Raw genomic sequence first — 17,347 nt, forward strand, 5'->3', positions numbered from 1 at the left:
GGGGCTCCCCTTATGCCGCTTGCGCGTGCTGTGCTTGACGGACAACCGCGGCCAGGCGCTTGAGACCTTCGTCGAGGCGGGCCGGGTCGATATGGCTGAAATTGAGCCGCAGAGAACCATGATGTTGGTCCGGCTCGGAAAAAAACGGTTCACCGGGCATGAACGCTACATTCTGTTCCAGCGCTTGCGCCAACAAGGTGCGGGTGTCGAGTGGCTGTTTCAAGGTCAGCCAGAAGAATAATCCACCTTGGGGCACTTGCCAGTCGGCCAGATCGGCGAAGTGACACTTTAGCGCAGCCTGGAATGCATCGCGGCGCTGGCGGTAAAAACTACGCAGTTCCACCAGATGCCGTTGGTATTTTTCGCTGCCGATCCACTGCATCGCCTGCCATTGGCCAACACGATTGGTGTGCAGATCGGCCGATTGCTTGAGCTTGAGCAAGTGCGGGAACAGGTCCGGGCTGGCGATCAGGTAGCCGACGCGCAAACCCGGCAACAGGGTCTTGGACACGGTGCCGGTGTAGATCCAACTGGCTTTTTTCAGGCGCCCGACGATGGGTTTGGCGCTGCCGCCGTCGAAGGTCAGTTCGCGGTAGGGCTCGTCTTCAATCAGAGTGACGCCGAATTCATCGAGCAGCGCAGCGACGGCTTCGCGCTTGGCTTCGCTGTAGCGTACGGCGGACGGATTCTGGAAGGTCGGGATCAGGTAGATGAACGCCGGGCGATGGCGTTCGAGGTTGGCGCGCAACGCGGCCAGGTTAGGGCCATCGGCTTCCAGTTGCACGGTAAGACAATCGGCACCGAACAGTTGGAATATCTGCAAGGCGGCGAGGTAAGTCGGGCCTTCCAACAGAATCTGCGTGCCTTTGTCGATGTACAGCTTGGCCGCCAAGTCCAGGGTTTGCTGGGAACCGCTGACCACCAGCACCTGGCTGGCCTGGCACGGCACGCCGAGTGCACGCGCTTCGGCGGCAAGCAATTCGCGCAACTGTGGCTCGCCTTCGCTCATGCCGTATTGGCCAATGTTGAGGGGCATGTCGTCCCAGTTCAGCGCAGGCAGCATGGCTTCGGCCGGCAGGCCACCGGCGAACGACATCACTTCCGGGCGCTGGGCTGCCGCGAGGATTTCACGGATCAAGGAGCTTTTGAGGCGCGTAACACGTTCAGAGAAGGCCATAAGGTCACCGGTAGCGAAGCCTCTGGGAAATACGTCAAACTAGTTGACCGAAATTACGACGACTCACACGGATACGTCAATATGCTTGACCTTAAAAACCCCACCGCTCAGCAAACAGCCATGGAAGCGTTCTTCTTCGGCTACCAGGCGTTTACCGCCAAAGCCGACGAAATGCTGGAGCGCCGTGGCCTGAGCCGGGTGCACCAGCGCATTGTGTTTTTTATCGCACGCTACCCGGCCTTGAGCGTGAAGGAACTGCTGGAGTTGCTCGGTGTGAGCAAGCAAGCGCTGAACATGCCGCTGCGCCAATTGCAGGAAATGCACCTGGTGAACAGCGTTGCATCTGAGACCGACAAACGTAAACGCCTGCTGGAATTGACCGACGAAGGCCTGCGTTTCGAGCAATCTCTGCGCCGTGAACAGGTGAAACTGTTGCAACGCGCGTTCAGTGAAGCGGGCGAAGAGGCAGTGACAGGATGGCTGGCCGTCAATCAGGCATTGAGCGCGAACTAGCCCTTCACACCGCTATTCGAAAACATTATTTGCTTTATTTGTATACAAAAGCATAATTCGCCTCGTGCGAGTTCTTGACCTATTGGTCAACAAAACCCGCCAGTACCTCAAAGCGCTGTTGCCCACACCCGTGACCGGCGCTGGAAATAACAATAAAACTCTTGAGGAGTACTCGCTGTGGATAGCCGCAAATCCGAAGCCCCGACGCTTGACCTTGCCCCCTCACAGAACGGCTGGCTGGAACGCCTGTTCAAACTGCGCTTGCATGGCACCACAGTGAAGACCGAGCTGATCGCCGGCCTTACCACCTTCATCACCATGGCGTACATCATCTTCGTCAACCCCAACATCATGGCCGACGCAGGCATTGACCACGGCGCGGCATTTGTTGCCACCTGTATTGCCGCCGCGCTGGGTTGCCTACTGATGGGCTTGTATGCCAACTGGCCGGTGGGCCTGGCGCCGGGCATGGGCCTGAACGCGTTTTTCACCTACACCGTGGTCGGCACCATGGGGTACACCTGGGAAACCGCGCTGGGGGCGGTGTTTATCTCCGGCGTGCTGTTCATGGGCCTGACGCTCTCGCGAGTGCGTGAATGGTTGCTCAACAGCATCCCCGTCAGCCTGCGTCATGCCATGGGCGCGGGCGTGGGCCTGTTCCTAGGGGTGATCGGCCTGAAAACCGCCGGCATCATCGTCGACAGCCCGGCCACGCTGATCAAGCTCGGTTCACTGCATGAACCCGCGCCACTGCTCGCGGCCGTGTGCTTTCTGCTGATCGCCATCCTCAGCTACCACCGTGTGTTCGGCGCGATCCTGATCAGCATCATCGCCGTGACGCTCGCTGGCTGGGGCCTGGGCTTGGTGCATTACAACGGCATGATCTCCACCCCGCCGAGCCTGGCGCCGACCTGGATGGCCATGGACATTAAAGGTGTATTCAATGTCAGCATGATAAGCGTTGTATTTGCATTTCTTTTTGTACACATGTTTGATACCGCAGGTACACTCATGGGCGTCGCGCAACGGGCCGGGTTGGTCAATGCCGAGGGCAAGATCGATAACCTCTCCCGTGCATTGAAGGCCGACAGTGCCTCCAGTGTGTTTGGTGCGATGGTCGGTGTGCCACCGGTCACCAGCTATGTGGAAAGTGCTGCTGGCGTGGCCGCTGGCGGTCGCACCGGGCTCACCGCCGTGACCGTAGGCGTGCTGTTTGTGGCGGCGATGTTTTTTGCACCGCTGGCCGGCATGATCCCGGCATATGCCACCGCCGGTGCGCTGATTTACGTTGCCATGCTGATGATGGCGAGCATGGCCCATATCAATTGGGATGAAGCCACCGACAGCATTCCCGCGATCGTCACGGCAATCATGATGCCGCTGACGTTTTCGGTTGCTGACGGTATTGCCCTGGGCTTTATCACGTACGTGGCGCTCAAGGCCGGCACTGGCAAGTACCGTGAGATTTCCGTCAGCCTATGGGTGCTGTGCGCGATCTTTATCGCCAAATTCATATTTCTATAAAGGAGTAACGGATGAACCTGGAAACCTGGCTACTGTTCAGCGGCGCGGCATTGGTGGTGATCCTGATCCCGGGGCCCCTGTCATTGCTGATGATCAGCAACAGTCTCAACTTCGGCCTGCGCCGTTCGTATCCAGCGTTTCTCGGTGGGGTGTTTGCCTCGATCTGCCTGTTGAGCGCCTCGGCCCTGGGCCTGGGCGCTCTGCTACTGGCCTCCGAGCAGGTGTTCAGCGCCTTGAAAATTGTCGGCGCGCTCTACCTGTTTTACCTCGCCTGGCAGAGCTGGCAGCAATCGCGCCAACCAGCGCAAGGTGCCGTAGTGCCCCAGGCCATCGCTACCCCACGCTTTCGCACGCTGTTTGGCCGAGCGTTTGTACTGGGCGCGAGCAACCCCAAGGACATCCTGTTTTTCGCCGCCTTCTTGCCCCAGTTTCTCAATGGTACGCAGCCCTTTCTCCCGCAATTGCTGATCATGATCGCCACCTGGACCGTACTCGACCTGCTGTGCAAGTTGACCTACGGCCTGGGCGCCCATGGCGCTGCGCGGTACTTGCGCAGCGGCAAAGGCCAGAACTGGTTCAACCGCGCCAGCGCCGCCTTGTTCGGCGGGGCTGGCGCGGCGTCGCTGCTCAGTCGCTGAAGCAGGCACTCAGATACCTTCAAGCTTGACGAAAAACACCGTGAACGTCCGCGATTGGCATCGTGCTGGATACCCGCCAGCACGTTGACCAGGCGCCCCTGCGCGAGGGCTGCCCTGACTTGCGCCATGACACTGCGCTGGCCCACCCATTGGCCACGACTGCCCGCCTGGAACCAGGCATCCGACCGCTGCATGCCGTGCTCATGAATGCCTCCTTGGCATTGCAAACCAGAGGCTAGGTGAACGACGCACGGCGGGAGAGGTAGACAGTTAACCAGAGATCAAGACGAAAAAAAGCCCGCAGTGTGGGCGGGCGAAAAACCAACGAAGAGCTTTGGGGGTGTGAAGCGAGGTGACGCTAGCTACCGCGATAGGTGGAGTAGCTGTAGGGCGAAATCAGTAGCGGGACATGGTAGTGATCCTGTTCGGCGCTGATGCCGAAGCGCAGGACCACCACATCCAGGAAGGCCGGTTCGGGCAGTTGCACACCACGGGCGCGATAGTAGTCACCGGCGCTGAATTGCAGCTGGTACACACCACTGCGGTAATCATCGCCCTGCAACAAGGGCGCGTCGCAACGGCCGTCGCTGTTGGTGACGGCGGTGGCGACCAGTTCCAGCTGCGCGCCTTCGACGCGGTACAGCTCAACCTTGATTGCGCTGCCGGGGCAGCCGTGTGCAGCATCCAAAACGTGTGTGGTCAAACGTCCCATGGCGTCTACGCGCCTCCCATAGTCAGTAGAAGAGTGGTCCGCACTTTTTCAGGGCAGCGAAAAAGCCGGCGATGGCTGATTAAGACACTTTTTAAAAAAATTGTACACAATAAAAATCACAAACCTATGGATCTACCTGCCTGCGTTGCTCAACGGCACAATCGATGAGTAATCCTTGCTTTTAAACGACCTTTTGTCCATTAGCTGACCAACCAGGCAAGTTTCTTGCTACACCATTCATCTAGAGCCCTGCAGAAAAAATGCAGAAATGTAGGCTTACAAAGTGCGCGATAAGTTGTATACAATCACTCATCGCTAACACGACGAACAAGAAGGAAGACTGCAGTGAGCGCTGACTACCCACGCGACCTGATCGGTTACGGCAGTAACCCTCCTCACCCCCACTGGCCGGGCAAGGCGCGCATTGCGCTGTCTTTCGTACTCAACTACGAAGAAGGTGGCGAGCGCAATATCCTGCACGGTGACAAAGAGTCCGAAGCCTTCCTCTCGGAAATGGTCTCGGCCCAGCCGCTGCAAGGCGCACGCAATATGAGCATGGAGTCGCTGTACGAATACGGCAGCCGTGCCGGCGTGTGGCGCATCCTCAAGTTATTCAAAGAATTCGATATCCCGCTGACCATCTTCGCCGTGGCGATGGCCGCTCAGCGCCATCCGGATGTGATCCGCGCGATGGTCGAGGCCGGCCATGAGATCTGCAGCCACGGCTACCGCTGGATCGACTACCAGTACATGGACGAGGCCCAGGAGCGTGAGCACATGCTCGAAGCCATCCGCATCCTCACCGAGCTGACCGGCGAGCGCCCACTGGGCTGGTACACCGGCCGCACCGGCCCCAACACCCGGCGGCTGGTGATGGAGGAAGGCGGCTTTCTCTATGACTGCGACACCTACGACGACGACCTGCCCTACTGGGAACCCAACAACCCCACCGGCAAGCCGCACCTGGTAATCCCTTACACCCTGGACACCAACGACATGCGCTTCACCCAGGTGCAGGGTTTCAACAAGGGCGATGACTTCTTCGAATACCTCAAGGACGCGTTCGACGTGCTCTACGCCGAAGGCGCCGAGGCACCGAAGATGCTTTCCATTGGCCTGCACTGCCGCCTGATCGGCCGCCCGGCGCGCCTGGCGTCGTTGAAGCGGTTCATTGAATACGTCAAAGGTCACGAACAGGTGTGGTTCACTCGTCGTGTGGACATTGCCCGTCACTGGCACGAAACCCACCCGTACACGGGAGCCGCGAAATGACTGCGTTTCACACCTTGAAACCGTCGACCCTGAGCCGCGATGCATTCGTCGCAGCCTTCGCCGATATCTACGAACATTCGCCATGGGTAGCCGAAAAGGCCTACGACCTGGGCCAGGACGCTTCGGTCGACCAGATCGAAACCCTGCACCAGCGCATGAGCGACATCCTGTTGAGCGCCGATCATGCCAGCCAGTTGGCGCTGATCAACGCTCACCCGGACCTGGCCGGCAAAGCTGCCGTCCAGGGCCAACTCACCCAAGCCAGCACTGATGAACAGGCTGGCGCGGGGATTCACCAATGCACGGCCGAAGAGTTTTCTCGCTTCACCGAGCTGAACGATGCCTACAAGGCCAAGTTCAAGTTTCCCTTCATCATGGCGGTAAAAGGCAGCAACCGGCATCAGATCCTGGCCGCGTTCGAAACGCGCATTCACAACTCGGTCGAGGCCGAGTTCAAATGTGCACTGGCCGAGATCAACAAGATCGCGTTGTTCCGATTACTGACCCTCTAAACGACCATCCCCAGCCACTCTCTCTAAGGCAGACAAGAAGAATGAAAGCTTACGCCGTACCTTTCGAAAAGTTCGTCAACCTGGCCGACGCCCGCCTGGGCACCAAGATCATCTCCGTCACCGATGACTGGTTCGCCGACGCCAACCGCCTGTTCCAGCCGACCCCGGCCGTATGGAAGGAGGGCGTTTTCGATGACAACGGCAAGTGGATGGACGGCTGGGAGTCGCGCCGCAAGCGCTTCGAAGGCTACGACAGCGCTGTGATCCGCCTGGGCGTACCGGGCAGCATCAAAGGCGTGGACATCGACACTTCATTCTTCACCGGCAACTTCCCGCCGTCGGCCTCCCTGGAAGCCTGCTTCCTGGCTTCGGGCGAGCCGGATGACAAGACCCAGTGGGTGGAAGTGCTGTCGGCCGTCGAGCTGCAAGGCAACAGTCACCACTACCACGAGATCAACAACGACCAGGCGTTCAGCCACCTGCGTTTCAACATCTACCCGGATGGCGGCGTGGCCCGTCTGCGTGTGTACGGCGTGCCGTTCCGCGACTGGTCCTCGGTGGGCGACAACGAACAGGTCGACCTGGCTGCCGCTCTTAACGGCGGTCGTGCCCTAGCCTGCTCCGATGAACACTTCGGCCGCATGAGCAACATCCTCAACCCAGGCCGTGGTATCAACATGGGCGACGGCTGGGAAACCGCACGTCGTCGCACGCCAGGCAATGACTGGGTGATTGTGGCGCTGGGCCATCCGGGCGAGATCGAGAAAATCATCGTCGACACCCTGCACTTCAAAGGCAACTACCCGGACACCTGCTCGATCCAGGGCGCCTTCGTGAAGGGCGGCACCGACAGCCAGATCGAAACCCAATCGCTGTTCTGGCGCGAACTGCTGCCGGCGCAGAAGCTGGAAATGCACGCTGAACACACGTTTGCCGAGCAGATCAAGGCGCTAGGCCCGATTACTCACATCCGCCTGAATGTGTTCCCGGATGGTGGTGTGAGCCGCCTGCGGGTCCTCGGTAAAGTAGCCAAGTAAGCACTGACCCCGAACCTGTAGGAGCCCGGCTTGCCGGCGATGGCGTCCTCAAGATTGCAATCGCCGGCAAGCCGGACTCCTACACAGAAATCACAGCATTCAAGAGATTAAGAAGACAGCCATGCGCACACTGATGATCGAACCCCTGACCAAAGAAGCCTTCGCCCCTTTCGGAGACGTTATCGAAACCGATGGCAGCGATCACTTCATGATCAACAACGGGTCGACCATGCGCTTCCACAAACTGGCAACGGTGGAAACCGCCAAGCCAGAGGACAACGCCATCATCAGCATCTTCCGCGCCGACGCGCAGGACATGCCGCTGACCGTGTGCATGCTGGAACGACACCCGCTGGGCAGCCAGGCTTTCATTCCGCTGCTCGGCAACCCCTTTCTGATCGTGGTCGCGCCACTTGGCGATGAACCTGTATCGGGCTTGGTCCGCGCCTTCGTCACCAACGGCAGGCAGGGCATTAATTACCATCGCGGCGTCTGGCACCACCCGGTGCTGACGATCGAAAAGCGGGATGACTTCCTGGTGGTTGATCGCAGTGGCACAGGCAATAACTGCGATGAGCATTTTTTCAAAGAGGATGAGCGGTTGATCCTCGCCCCCCACCAATAAGAGAAGGTCTGATCACCCGACAACAAGGGTGACAGGCGAGAGGTAAAGACTGTGGAAGCACATTTGATGGAATGGCTGAACCTGAGCGTGCGCTGGGTTCACATGATCACGGGCGTCGCGTGGATCGGCGCTTCTTTCTACTTCGTCTGGCTGGAAAACAACCTCAATCGCGTCAACCCCAAGAGCGGCCTGGCCGGTGACTTGTGGGCGATCCACGGTGGCGGTATCTACCACCTGGAAAAATACAAACTGGCCCCGCCGACCATGCCGGACAACCTGCATTGGTTTAAATGGGAAGCCTATTTCACCTGGATGTCCGGTATTGCGCTGCTGTGCGTGGTGTTCTATTGGAACCCGACCTTGTACCTGCTGGCCCCGGGCAGCAGCCTCAGTGGTCCGGAAGGCGTATTGCTGGGCATTGGTTCACTGTTCGCCGGCTGGTTCATCTACTCCTTCCTGTGCGACTCGGCCCTGGGCAAGCGCCCTGCTTTGCTCGGTTTCATCCTGTTCGTGCTGTTGATTGCCGCCGCGTACGGCTTCAGCAAAGTGTTCAGTGGCCGTGGCGCCTACCTGCACGTGGGTGCGGTGATCGGCACCATCATGGTCGGTAACGTGTTCCGCATCATCATGCCGGCGCAACGCGCGTTGGTGGCGGCAATCGCGGAGAACCGCACGCCAGACCCGGCACTGCCGGCCAAAGGCTTGTTGCGTTCACGTCACAACAACTACTTCACCTTGCCGGTGCTGTTCATCATGATCAGCAACCACTTCCCGAGCACCTACGGCAGCCAATACAACTGGCTGATCCTGGCGGGTATCGCGGTAGCAGCGGTGTTGGTACGGCACTACTTCAACACCCGTCACAACAGCCAGAAATATGCGTGGACCTTGCCGGTAGGCGCGTTGGCGATGATCAGCCTGGCGTACGTCACCGGACCAAAACCGGTGTCGACCGCACCGGAAGTGGCCAAGGCACCCGCCGCCATCGAGTACCAGCCATTGCCGGAAACGGCGTTGGGTGGTGGCTTGAAACCCGCTGCGCCGGCCGCACCCGCCGCTCCGGCGGCTGAACCGGCACCGGCCCAGGCCACCACGGATTTCGGCCAGGTCCACAGCGTGATCGAGCAGCGTTGCACCGTGTGCCATTCGGCCAAGCCCACCAGCCCTCTGTTCAGCACCGCACCGGCTGGGGTGATGTTTGACACAGCGGCACAGATCCAGCAGCAGGCCGCGCGTATTCAAGCGCAGGCCGTGGCGAGCCAGATTATGCCGTTGGGCAACATCACCCAGATGACCCAGCAGGAACGGGACCTGATTGGCACCTGGATCAATCAGGGGGCCCGTACCAACTAGCTAACGATGTCCTGTAGTGAGCGGGCTTGCCCCGCGCTGGGTGGCGAAGCCGCCCTAAAACCAGCCCCCTGGATTCTGTCTGGAAGTACACGGTGGCCGGATTGGGGCGGCTTCGCCACCCAGCGCGGGGCAAGCCCGCTCACTACAAAGCTCTCCGCTACACAATTGTTGAAACAACAAAAATAAAAAAGATCCGAGGTGTTGCATGACCGAGTTAGCCGAACCGCAGATTCCTGCCGCGCCCGCCATGGTGCGGCTGCCCCTCTTGCAACTGATTCTGGTAGGCCTGCAACACGTCTTACTGATGTATGGCGGCGCCGTCGCCGTGCCCCTGATCATTGGCCAGGCCGCCGGTTTGAGCCGTGAAGAAATCGCTTTTCTGATTAACGCCGACCTGCTGGTCGCCGGTATCGCCACCATGGTGCAGTCGTTCGGCATCGGTCCGGTGGGCATTCGCATGCCGGTGATGATGGGCGCCAGTTTTGCCGCCGTCGGCAGTATGGTCGCGATGGCCGGCATGCCCGGCATCGGCTTGCAGGGTATCTTCGGCGCGACCATCGCCGCCGGGTTCTTCGGCATGCTCATCGCGCCATTCATGTCCAAGGTCGTGCGCTTTTTCCCGCCGCTGGTGACCGGCACAGTGATCACCGCGATTGGCCTTTCGCTGTTTCCGGTGGCCGTGAACTGGGCCGGTGGCGGCAGTGCCGCCGCCACATTTGGCTCGCCGATCTACCTCGCGATTGCCGCACTGGTACTGGCCACCATCCTGCTGATCAACCGCTTCATGCGCGGTTTTTGGGTGAATATCTCGGTGCTGATCGGCATGGGCCTGGGCTACGCCTTGTGCGGTGCGCTCGGCATGGTCGACCTCAGCGGCCTAGCGATGGCACCGTGGGTGCAGGTGGTGACGCCGTTGCACTTCGGCATGCCCAAGTTCGAGTTGGCGCCGATCCTGTCGATGTGCCTGGTGGTGGTGATCATCTTTGTCGAATCCACCGGGATGTTTCTCGCGCTGGGCAAGATCACCGGCCAGGATGTCACGCCGAAGATGCTGCGCCGAGGCCTGTTGTGTGATGCCGGCGCGTCATTCTTTGCCGGCTTCTTCAACACCTTCACCCACTCTTCCTTCGCGCAGAACATCGGCCTGGTGCAGATGACCGGCGTGCGTTGCCGTTCGGTGACGATCATGGCCGGGGTCTTCCTGATTGTCCTGAGCCTGTTGCCCAAGGCCGCCTACCTCGTGGCATCGATTCCACCGGCGGTGCTGGGCGGCGCGGCCATCGCCATGTTCGGCATGGTGGCGGCGACCGGCATCAAGATCCTGCAGGAAGCCGACATCGCCGACCGTCGCAACCAGTTGCTGGTGGCGGTGAGTATCGGCATGGGCCTGATCCCCGTGGTGCGCCCGGAGTTCTTCGCGCAGTTACCGCTGTGGATGAGCCCGATTACCCACAGTGGCATCGCCATGGCCACGCTCAGCGCGTTGTCGCTGAATATCCTGTTCAACATTCTCGGTGGCGCTGAACGCCCTGAAGTCGCTCATACGCATTGATTCCCCCTGTTACTAAAAAGCAAAGAATAAAAACAATAACGAAACAGGGAACACAAGCATGCACACCCTTCACCTGGGGCCGGCCACAAGCCGTGCCCCATTCTCGCCCCACGCGCGCTTTAACAGCGCACTTGAGCCACGGCCTAGGAGCCAGTATTCTCCGCGCCCGCTCGAATCGACTCAAAAAAAAACAGCAAATGTAAAAGCTGACTGCAAGGCCAACTTATCCCGGCCTTATGTCTGCGGCCAAAGTGCGCAAAAGTCCTCTGAATTCGACTGCATCCCATGCAGCCGACGGGGATTTTTTGGCTTTTTAAACACCTTGGCGCAGCTCTTGCTAAAAGCACTAAAGCTGACCGAACAGACGATTTTTGCAGCGAACCAAAAGGCGCCACATCAGAGCGCCTGCGTAGAAGAAAAACCATAAAACTTTAACTCGGGAGCAACCGAATGAAACCTATGTTCAAAGGCCTGATGCTGGCGGGATCCCTGCTGGCCGGTGGCCAAGCCGTGGCCGGTGACCTGTTGCAGTGGCAAAACAACAGCCTGACTTACCTGTGGGGCAAGAGCTTTACCGTCAACCCGCAAATCCAGCAAACCGTCACGTTCGAACATGCGGATGCCTGGAAGTACGGCGACAACTTTATCTTCGTCGACCGCATCTTTTACAACGGTAAGGAGGACGGCAACGTCGGCCCCAGTACTTACTACGGTGAAATAAGCCCGCGCCTGTCGTTCGGCAAGATCTTTGATAAAGACCTGTCGTTCGGCCCGATCAAAGATGTACTGCTGGCATTCACTTACGAGTTTGGCGAAGGCGATAACGAGTCGTACCTGCTCGGCCCGGGCTTCGACCTGAACATCCCCGGCTTCGACTACTTCCAGTTGAACTTCTACCAACGCCAGACCGAAGGCAACCGTCCGGGTGACGGCGTCTGGCAGATTACTCCGGTCTGGTCCTACACCATCCCCGTGGGCAACTCTGACGTGTTGATCGACGGCTTCATGGACTGGGTGACGGACAACGACAAGAACGCCCGTGGCACTTACCACGCCAACCTGCACTTCAACCCACAGGTCAAATATGACCTGGGTAAAGCGCTGCATTGGGGCGACAAGCAGTTGTATGTCGGTTTTGAATACGACTACTGGAAGAACAAGTACGGGATCGAAGATTCGGGTGCGTTCAAGACTAACCAGGACACCGCAAGCTTCCTGGTCAAGTATCACTTCTGACCCTGGCTGATTCCCATGCCCCTACCCCTGTAGGAGCCCGGCTTGCCGGCGATAGCGGTCCTGAGGACGCCATCGCCGGCAAGCCGGGCTCCTACAGGTTCGGCGTGAGGCCTAGGAACCGCGACAACTCTTCACGCTTGGCCAACGCATCCCGCCGCCCCAACTCGATCAATTCGCTGCAATACCCCGCCTCGAACAGCAAGTAACTCAATACCCCCGCCCCGCTCGTCTTGGTCGCCCCCGGCCCACGCAGAAACAAGCGTAATGCCGCCGGCAATTCCTGACGGTGCCGTGCCGCGATTTCGTCGATTGGCTGACTCGGTGCAATCACCAGCACTTCCACCGCCGCCACGCCAGGCGCGGCGTGGCTGTACTGATTCAAGCGCTCCAGCAACTCGATATCGCTTTCCAGGCTGTCAATGAACGTGCTGTTGAGCATATGCCCGCCAATCTGCGCCAGAGTAGGCTCCTGGCCGGTGTAGGTACGCTGCGCCGCCGGTTCATTGCCGCGTGGGTTGCCGCTGACGCCGACCACCAGCACGCGACTGGCACCCAGGTGCAACGCCGGACTGATCGGCGCCGATTGCCGCACGGCGCCATCACCGAAATACTCCTGGTCAAGTTTGACCGGGGCGAACAACAAGGGAATCGCGGAGCTGGCCAGCAGGTGTTCAACCGTCAGTTGGGTCGGCACGCCGATACGACGGTGGCGCAACCAGGCATCGATAGTGCCGCCGCCCTGATAGAAGGTCACTGCGTGGCCGGACTCGTAGCCGAAGGCGGTCACCGCCACCGCATGCAGATGTTTGGTGCGAATCGCTTCATCGATGCCAGGCAAGTGCAGCTTGTCCCTGAGCAGCGCTTTCAGCGGCGTGCTGTTGAGCAGCGCCACCGGCACCTGCGCGCCAAGACCGAGGAGGCTGTGGATAAAGAAGCGACTCGCCTGGCGAATCACCCCCGGCCAATCACTGCGCAGCACCAGATGACTGCGAAAGCCCTGCCAGAACGCGGTAAGACGTTGGATCGCGGCCCTGAAGTCCGTAGCGCCACTGGCCAGGCTCACCGCGTTGATCGCGCCGGCCGATGTGCCGACAATCACTGGAAACGGGTTAGGCGCCCCCGGCGGCAACAGCTCGGCAATCGCCGCCAGTACCCCCACCTGATACGCCGCTCGCGCCCCGCCGCCGGAAAGAATCAAGCCTGTAACCGGTTCAGCTGGGCGCATTGCGTCACTCCATGTGGGGAAATGTCTGTCTTATCGGCGGCGTTTTTCGTACAGCTTAGGCTCACCCGGTGGCCGGCTCTTGAAGCGGCGATGGGTCCATAAGTATTGCTCAGGGCATTCACGCACCGAGGCTTCGACCCACTGGTTGATGCGCAGGCAGTCGACTTCATCGCTTTCGCCAGGGAAGTCAGTCAACGGCGGGTGGATCACCAGGCGGTAACCGCTGCCATCGGCCAGGCGCTGTTGAGTAAACGGCACCACCAGCGCCTTGCCCAGCTTGGCAAACTTGCTGGTGGCAGGCACGGTGGCGGCCTGGATGCCGAACAGCGGCACGAAAATGCTTTGCTTGGCGCCGTAGTCCTGGTCCGGTGCATACCAGATGGCACGCCCGGCGCGCAGCAGCTTGAGCATGCCGCGCACGTCTTCGCGCTCCACGGCCAGGGAGTCGAGGTTGTGGCGTTCGCGGCCACGGCGCTGGATGTAGTCGAACAACGGGTTGCCGTGCTCGCGGTACATGCCATCAATGGTGTGCTTCTGCCCCAGCAGCGCGGCGCCGATTTCCAGGGTGGTGAAGTGCAGGGCCATGAGGATCACGCCCTTGCCGTCCAGTTGGGCCTGCTTGAGGTGTTCCAGGCCTTCGACATGGGCCAGCCGCGCCAGGCGCTGGCGCGACCACCACCAGCTCATGGCCATTTCAAAGAAGGCGATGCCGGTGGAGGCAAAGTTTTCCTTGAGCAAGTGTTTGCGCTCTTGGGCGGATTTTTCCGGGAAGCACAGTTCCAGGTTGCGTGCGGCGATGCGGCGACGCTCGCCGGCCACGCGGTACATGCCGGCGCCCAGCAGCCGACCAATGGTCAGCAGCGCGCGGTAGGGCAGTTGGGTGACCAGCCACAGCAGGCCGAGCCCCAGCCATAACAGCCAGAAACGCGGGTGAAAAAATACAGCTCGAAAACGCGGGCGATCCATTACAGATTCCGGTAAAGACAAGGGCCGCGCATTCTACAACGGTTCGACTCGGCTTGCGGCGAGTGAGTGTTCTCGTTATAAGTCTCGACACTTTTCGTGACAAGCCGCTTTTGCCGACCATGAGCCAAACCGAACCGCTAGACCAAGATCCCGTGTTCCAGCTGAAAGGCAGCATGCTCGCCATCACCGTGCTGGAACTCGCCCGTAACGACCTCGACGCCCTGGACCGCCAGCTCGCCGCCAAAGTCGCCCTGGCACCCAACTTTTTCAACAATGCCCCGCTGGTGCTGGCCTTGGACAAACTGCCCGCGGGCCAAGGCGTCATCGACCTGCCCGGCCTGATGCGTGTTTGCCGCTCCCACGGGCTGCGTACCTTGGCGATTCGTGCCAGTCGTATCGAAGACATTGCTGCAGCGATCGCCATTGAACTGCCAGTACTGCCACCGTCCGGCGCGCGCGAACGTCCGCTTGAACCACTGGTCGGTGAAGAGAAGAAAAAACCGGAGAAGCCACCGGAGCCTGCGATCAAGCCTACAAAGATCATCACCTCGCCCGTAAGGGGCGGCCAGCAGATTTACGCCCAGGGCGGCGACCTGGTGGTGATCTCTTCGGTCAGCCCAGGGGCGGAACTTCTCGCCGATGGCAACATCCATGTATACGGCCCGATGCGCGGACGTGCCCTCGCCGGCATCAAGGGTGATACCAAGGCCCGTATTTTTTGCCAGCAGTTGACCGCTGAGCTAGTGTCCATCGCAGGCCAGTACAAGGTTTCAGAAGATTTGCGCCGTGATCCGCTGTGGGGGGCTTCGGTGCAGGTCAACCTGTCGGGCGATGTGTTGAACATCATCCGTCTTTAACGGATACTGCCGCATTTTCCAAGCATCTCTAGACTCTGATAGCACAGCGAAACCGGCATTACTTATGTAGGAATTATTTTTTCCTACAAGGCTGTCCGCCTGCAGCGAGTTCCAAGAGATGTTTTTCAGGGACCGAAATGTCCTTCTTCCTTAGGGGTGAAACACCTTGGCCAAGATTCTCGTGGTTACATCCGGCAAGGGTGGTGTGGGTAAGACCACCACCAGCGCCGCTATCGGTACCGGTCTCGCGCTGCGCGGCCACAAGACAGTTATCGTCGACTTCGACGTCGGCTTGCGCAACCTCGACCTGATCATGGGCTGCGAACGCCGCGTGGTGTATGACTTCGTCAACGTGGTCAACGGTGAAGCCAACCTGCAACAGGCCCTGATCAAGGACAAGCGCCTTGAGAACCTGTACGTGCTGGCCGCCAGCCAGACCCGTGACAAAGACGCGCTGACCAAAGAAGGCGTAGGCAAAGTCCTGGCCGAGTTGAAGGAAACCTTCGAATACGTGGTCTGCGATTCGCCGGCCGGTATCGAAACCGGTGCTCACCTGGCCATGTACTTCGCCGATGAAGCCATCGTCGTGACCAACCCGGAAGTCTCCTCCGTACGTGACTCGGACCGCATGCTGGGCCTGCTGGCCAGCAAATCCAAGCGCGCCGAAGAAGGCCAGGAGCCGATCAAGGAGCACTTGCTGCTCACCCGCTACAACCCAGAGCGCGTCAGCAACGGCGAAATGCTTGGCGTTGAAGACGTGAAGGAAATCCTCGCCGTGACCCTGCTGGGCGTGATTCCAGAATCCCAGGCCGTCCTGAAGGCTTCCAACCAGGGTGTTCCGGTGATTCTTGACGACCAGAGCGACGCCGGCCAGGCGTACAGCGATGCCGTCGATCGCCTGCTGGGCAAGACCGTGGAACACCGCTTCCTCGATGTCAAGAAGAAGGGATTCTTCGAGCGTATCTTTGGAGGCAACTAAACAATGAAATTTCTCGACTTCTTTCGCGCCAACAAAAAGCCAAGTACCGCGTCGGTAGCGAAAGAGCGTCTACAGATCATCGTGGCGCACGAACGCGGCCAACGCAGTACACCGGACTACCTGCCAGCCTTGCAGAAGGAACTGGTCGAGGTGATCCGCAAGTACGTCAATATCGGCAACGATGACGTGCATGTCGCTCTGGAAAATGACGGCAGCTGCTCGATTCTGGAACTCAATATCACCCTGCCTGATCGTTGATCGAACAGGCGGCCGCCACGGCGGCTCGTTCACCCTGATCCCTTTTTTGGGGGCCGGGTGGGCGAGCCGCCGTTGGCGTTTGTTACGAGGCTGTTTAATGCCGCTGTCCAACATTCATATCCTGCATCAGGACGACGCCGTCCTGGTGGTGAACAAGCCCACCCTGCTGCTTTCGGTGCCTGGCCGCGCCGACGACAACAAGGACTGCCTGATCACCCGCCTGCAGGAAAACGGCTACCCGGAAGCCCGTATCGTCCATCGCCTGGACTGGGAAACCTCAGGCATCATCCTGCTGGCCCGTGACGCCGACATCCACCGCGAACTGTCCCGCCAGTTTCATGACCGTGAAACCGAAAAGGCCTACACCGCCCTGGCCTGGGGCCAACCGGAACTGGACAGCGGCAGCATCGACCTGCCCCTGCGCTACGACCCGCCGACCAAGCCGCGCCACGTGGTGGACCACGAATTCGGCAAGCATGCGCTGACCTTCTGGAAAGTGCTGGAACGCTGTGGCGACTGGTGCCGCGTAGAGCTGACGCCGATCACCGGGCGTTCGCACCAACTGCGTGTGCACATGCTCTCCATCGGCCACCCGTTGCTGGGTGATGGCCTGTATGCCCATGAGCAAGCTCTGGCCGCCTGGCCGCGCCTGTGCCTGCACGCGAGCATGCTGAGCTTCACCCACCCGCAAAGTGGCGAGCGTTTGCGTTTCGAGTGCCCCGCCCCTTTTTAAAGCTGCGAACGCAGTACAGTGTGGGAGCTGGCTTGCCTGCGATAGCGGTCTATCTGTGCCAAATGCATTGACTGACACACCGCTACCGCAGGCAAGCCCGCTCCCACAGTAGTTTTGTGTGTTGCTCAAGAAGGTAGCTTCACGCCAAATCGCGAGCCAATACGGTAAACTCCGCGCA

At 59.7% G+C, this 17,347-nt stretch carries 19 protein-coding genes; 15 read left to right on the forward strand and 4 right to left on the reverse strand.

Annotated features, from left to right (window positions below):
* Positions 1-10: 10 nt before the first annotated feature.
* A complete protein-coding gene (locus tag U367_RS0112750; protein ID WP_028617264.1) occupies positions 11-1,177 on the reverse strand; it encodes an aminotransferase-like domain-containing protein in 1,167 nt (388 codons plus the stop codon).
* An 81-nt stretch (positions 1,178-1,258) separates the two neighbouring features.
* On the opposite strand from U367_RS0112750, the gene U367_RS0112755 reads away from it, so the two are divergent.
* The 3 genes from U367_RS0112755 (at position 1,259) to U367_RS0112765 (ending at position 3,852) form a co-directional block, all read left to right on the forward strand.
* Positions 1,259-1,690 (forward strand): MarR family winged helix-turn-helix transcriptional regulator, encoded by a 432-nt coding sequence (locus U367_RS0112755; protein ID WP_028617265.1) that lies wholly within the window; start codon positions 1,259-1,261, stop codon positions 1,688-1,690.
* A gap of 177 nt (positions 1,691-1,867) precedes the next feature.
* A complete protein-coding gene (locus U367_RS0112760) occupies positions 1,868-3,214 on the forward strand; it encodes an NCS2 family permease (RefSeq protein WP_028617266.1) in 1,347 nt (448 codons plus the stop codon).
* Between the two features lie 11 nt (positions 3,215-3,225).
* Entirely contained in the window at positions 3,226-3,852 is a 627-nt protein-coding gene (locus tag U367_RS0112765) for a LysE family translocator (RefSeq protein WP_028617267.1), read from the forward strand.
* A 358-nt stretch (positions 3,853-4,210) separates the two neighbouring features.
* Here U367_RS0112765 and uraH read toward each other — a convergent pair whose 3' ends face one another.
* A complete protein-coding gene (uraH, locus tag U367_RS0112775) occupies positions 4,211-4,564 on the reverse strand; it encodes a hydroxyisourate hydrolase (protein ID WP_028617268.1) in 354 nt (117 codons plus the stop codon).
* A 345-nt stretch (positions 4,565-4,909) separates the two neighbouring features.
* Between uraH and puuE the strand changes: the two genes are divergently transcribed.
* The 8 genes from puuE to U367_RS0112810 all read left to right on the forward strand — a co-directional run bounded on the left by puuE (position 4,910) and on the right by U367_RS0112810 (position 12,151).
* The gene (puuE, locus tag U367_RS0112780) at positions 4,910-5,836 is read left to right on the forward strand and encodes an allantoinase PuuE (protein WP_028617269.1); all 927 of its coding nucleotides are present in this window, start codon (positions 4,910-4,912) and stop codon (positions 5,834-5,836) included.
* Complete coding sequence (uraD, locus tag U367_RS0112785) at positions 5,833-6,348, forward strand: 2-oxo-4-hydroxy-4-carboxy-5-ureidoimidazoline decarboxylase (protein WP_028617270.1); 516 nt, start codon at positions 5,833-5,835, stop codon at positions 6,346-6,348. Before puuE ends, uraD begins: the two co-directional genes overlap by 4 nt.
* Positions 6,349-6,389: 41 nt before the next feature.
* Positions 6,390-7,385: an allantoicase gene (gene alc / locus U367_RS0112790; protein ID WP_028617271.1), complete on the forward strand. Its 996-nt coding sequence runs from the start codon at positions 6,390-6,392 to the stop codon at positions 7,383-7,385.
* A 121-nt stretch (positions 7,386-7,506) separates the two neighbouring features.
* Positions 7,507-8,010: an ureidoglycolate lyase gene (locus U367_RS0112795; RefSeq protein ID WP_028617272.1), complete on the forward strand. Its 504-nt coding sequence runs from the start codon at positions 7,507-7,509 to the stop codon at positions 8,008-8,010.
* Positions 8,011-8,061: 51 nt separating this feature from the next.
* Positions 8,062-9,363, forward strand: a complete 1,302-nt coding sequence (locus U367_RS0112800; protein WP_028617273.1) for a urate hydroxylase PuuD — start codon at positions 8,062-8,064, stop codon at positions 9,361-9,363.
* Positions 9,364-9,568: 205 nt separating this feature from the next.
* A complete protein-coding gene (locus U367_RS0112805) occupies positions 9,569-10,915 on the forward strand; it encodes a nucleobase:cation symporter-2 family protein (protein ID WP_016976352.1) in 1,347 nt (448 codons plus the stop codon).
* A gap of 58 nt (positions 10,916-10,973) precedes the next feature.
* A complete protein-coding gene (locus U367_RS1000000131630; RefSeq protein ID WP_152537915.1) occupies positions 10,974-11,342 on the forward strand; it encodes a hypothetical protein in 369 nt (122 codons plus the stop codon).
* Between the two features lie 23 nt (positions 11,343-11,365).
* The gene (locus U367_RS0112810) at positions 11,366-12,151 is read left to right on the forward strand and encodes an outer membrane protein OmpK (protein WP_028617274.1); all 786 of its coding nucleotides are present in this window, start codon (positions 11,366-11,368) and stop codon (positions 12,149-12,151) included.
* Positions 12,152-12,242: 91 nt separating this feature from the next.
* Here the strand turns inward: U367_RS0112810 and U367_RS0112815 are convergent, their stop codons facing one another.
* Both U367_RS0112815 and U367_RS0112820 read right to left on the reverse strand, forming a co-directional pair.
* On the reverse strand, positions 12,243-13,376 hold the full coding sequence (locus tag U367_RS0112815) for a patatin-like phospholipase family protein (protein WP_028617275.1): 1,134 nt from the start codon (positions 13,374-13,376) through the stop codon (positions 12,243-12,245).
* Positions 13,377-13,406: 30 nt separating this feature from the next.
* On the reverse strand, positions 13,407-14,342 hold the full coding sequence (locus tag U367_RS0112820) for a lipid A biosynthesis lauroyl acyltransferase (protein WP_028617276.1): 936 nt from the start codon (positions 14,340-14,342) through the stop codon (positions 13,407-13,409).
* Between the two features lie 119 nt (positions 14,343-14,461).
* On the opposite strand from U367_RS0112820, the gene minC reads away from it, so the two are divergent.
* From minC to U367_RS0112840, 4 genes are all read left to right on the forward strand, one after another.
* Positions 14,462-15,199 carry a septum site-determining protein MinC gene (minC, locus tag U367_RS0112825; RefSeq protein ID WP_028617277.1) on the forward strand — a complete coding sequence of 246 codons (738 nt, stop codon included), beginning with the start codon at positions 14,462-14,464 and terminating at the stop codon, positions 15,197-15,199.
* 166 nt (positions 15,200-15,365) lie between these two features.
* Complete coding sequence (gene minD / locus U367_RS0112830; protein WP_028617278.1) at positions 15,366-16,178, forward strand: septum site-determining protein MinD; 813 nt, start codon at positions 15,366-15,368, stop codon at positions 16,176-16,178.
* A gap of 3 nt (positions 16,179-16,181) precedes the next feature.
* Positions 16,182-16,436: a cell division topological specificity factor MinE gene (minE, locus tag U367_RS0112835; protein ID WP_003175252.1), complete on the forward strand. Its 255-nt coding sequence runs from the start codon at positions 16,182-16,184 to the stop codon at positions 16,434-16,436.
* A 97-nt stretch (positions 16,437-16,533) separates the two neighbouring features.
* Positions 16,534-17,169 (forward strand): RluA family pseudouridine synthase, encoded by a 636-nt coding sequence (locus U367_RS0112840; protein ID WP_028617279.1) that lies wholly within the window; start codon positions 16,534-16,536, stop codon positions 17,167-17,169.
* Positions 17,170-17,347 lie beyond the last annotated feature (178 nt).

It is taken from the genome of Pseudomonas canadensis, assembly GCF_000503215.1.
In the GTDB taxonomy this organism is placed as follows: Bacteria; Pseudomonadota; Gammaproteobacteria; order Pseudomonadales; family Pseudomonadaceae; genus Aquipseudomonas; species Aquipseudomonas canadensis.

What these genes read in the sequence shown, in the direction of transcription:
- U367_RS0112750 (WP_028617264.1), bottom strand. Translation starts at nt 1,177, where the DNA reads ATGGCCTTCTCTGAACGTGTTACGCGCCTCAAAAGCTCCTTGATCCGT.
- U367_RS0112755 (WP_028617265.1), top strand. Translation starts at nt 1,259, where the DNA reads ATGCTTGACCTTAAAAACCCCACCGCTCAGCAAACAGCCATGGAAGCG.
- U367_RS0112765 (WP_028617267.1), top strand. Translation starts at nt 3,226, where the DNA reads ATGAACCTGGAAACCTGGCTACTGTTCAGCGGCGCGGCATTGGTGGTG.
- uraH (WP_028617268.1), bottom strand. Translation starts at nt 4,564, where the DNA reads ATGGGACGTTTGACCACACACGTTTTGGATGCTGCACACGGCTGCCCC.
- uraD (WP_028617270.1), top strand. Translation starts at nt 5,833, where the DNA reads ATGACTGCGTTTCACACCTTGAAACCGTCGACCCTGAGCCGCGATGCA.
- alc (WP_028617271.1), top strand. Translation starts at nt 6,390, where the DNA reads ATGAAAGCTTACGCCGTACCTTTCGAAAAGTTCGTCAACCTGGCCGAC.
- U367_RS0112795 (WP_028617272.1), top strand. Translation starts at nt 7,507, where the DNA reads ATGCGCACACTGATGATCGAACCCCTGACCAAAGAAGCCTTCGCCCCT.
- U367_RS0112805 (WP_016976352.1), top strand. Translation starts at nt 9,569, where the DNA reads ATGACCGAGTTAGCCGAACCGCAGATTCCTGCCGCGCCCGCCATGGTG.
- U367_RS1000000131630 (WP_152537915.1), top strand. Translation starts at nt 10,974, where the DNA reads ATGCACACCCTTCACCTGGGGCCGGCCACAAGCCGTGCCCCATTCTCG.
- U367_RS0112810 (WP_028617274.1), top strand. Translation starts at nt 11,366, where the DNA reads ATGAAACCTATGTTCAAAGGCCTGATGCTGGCGGGATCCCTGCTGGCC.
- U367_RS0112815 (WP_028617275.1), bottom strand. Translation starts at nt 13,376, where the DNA reads ATGCGCCCAGCTGAACCGGTTACAGGCTTGATTCTTTCCGGCGGCGGG.
- U367_RS0112820 (WP_028617276.1), bottom strand. Translation starts at nt 14,342, where the DNA reads ATGGATCGCCCGCGTTTTCGAGCTGTATTTTTTCACCCGCGTTTCTGG.
- minC (WP_028617277.1), top strand. Translation starts at nt 14,462, where the DNA reads ATGAGCCAAACCGAACCGCTAGACCAAGATCCCGTGTTCCAGCTGAAA.
- minE (WP_003175252.1), top strand. Translation starts at nt 16,182, where the DNA reads ATGAAATTTCTCGACTTCTTTCGCGCCAACAAAAAGCCAAGTACCGCG.
- U367_RS0112840 (WP_028617279.1), top strand. Translation starts at nt 16,534, where the DNA reads ATGCCGCTGTCCAACATTCATATCCTGCATCAGGACGACGCCGTCCTG.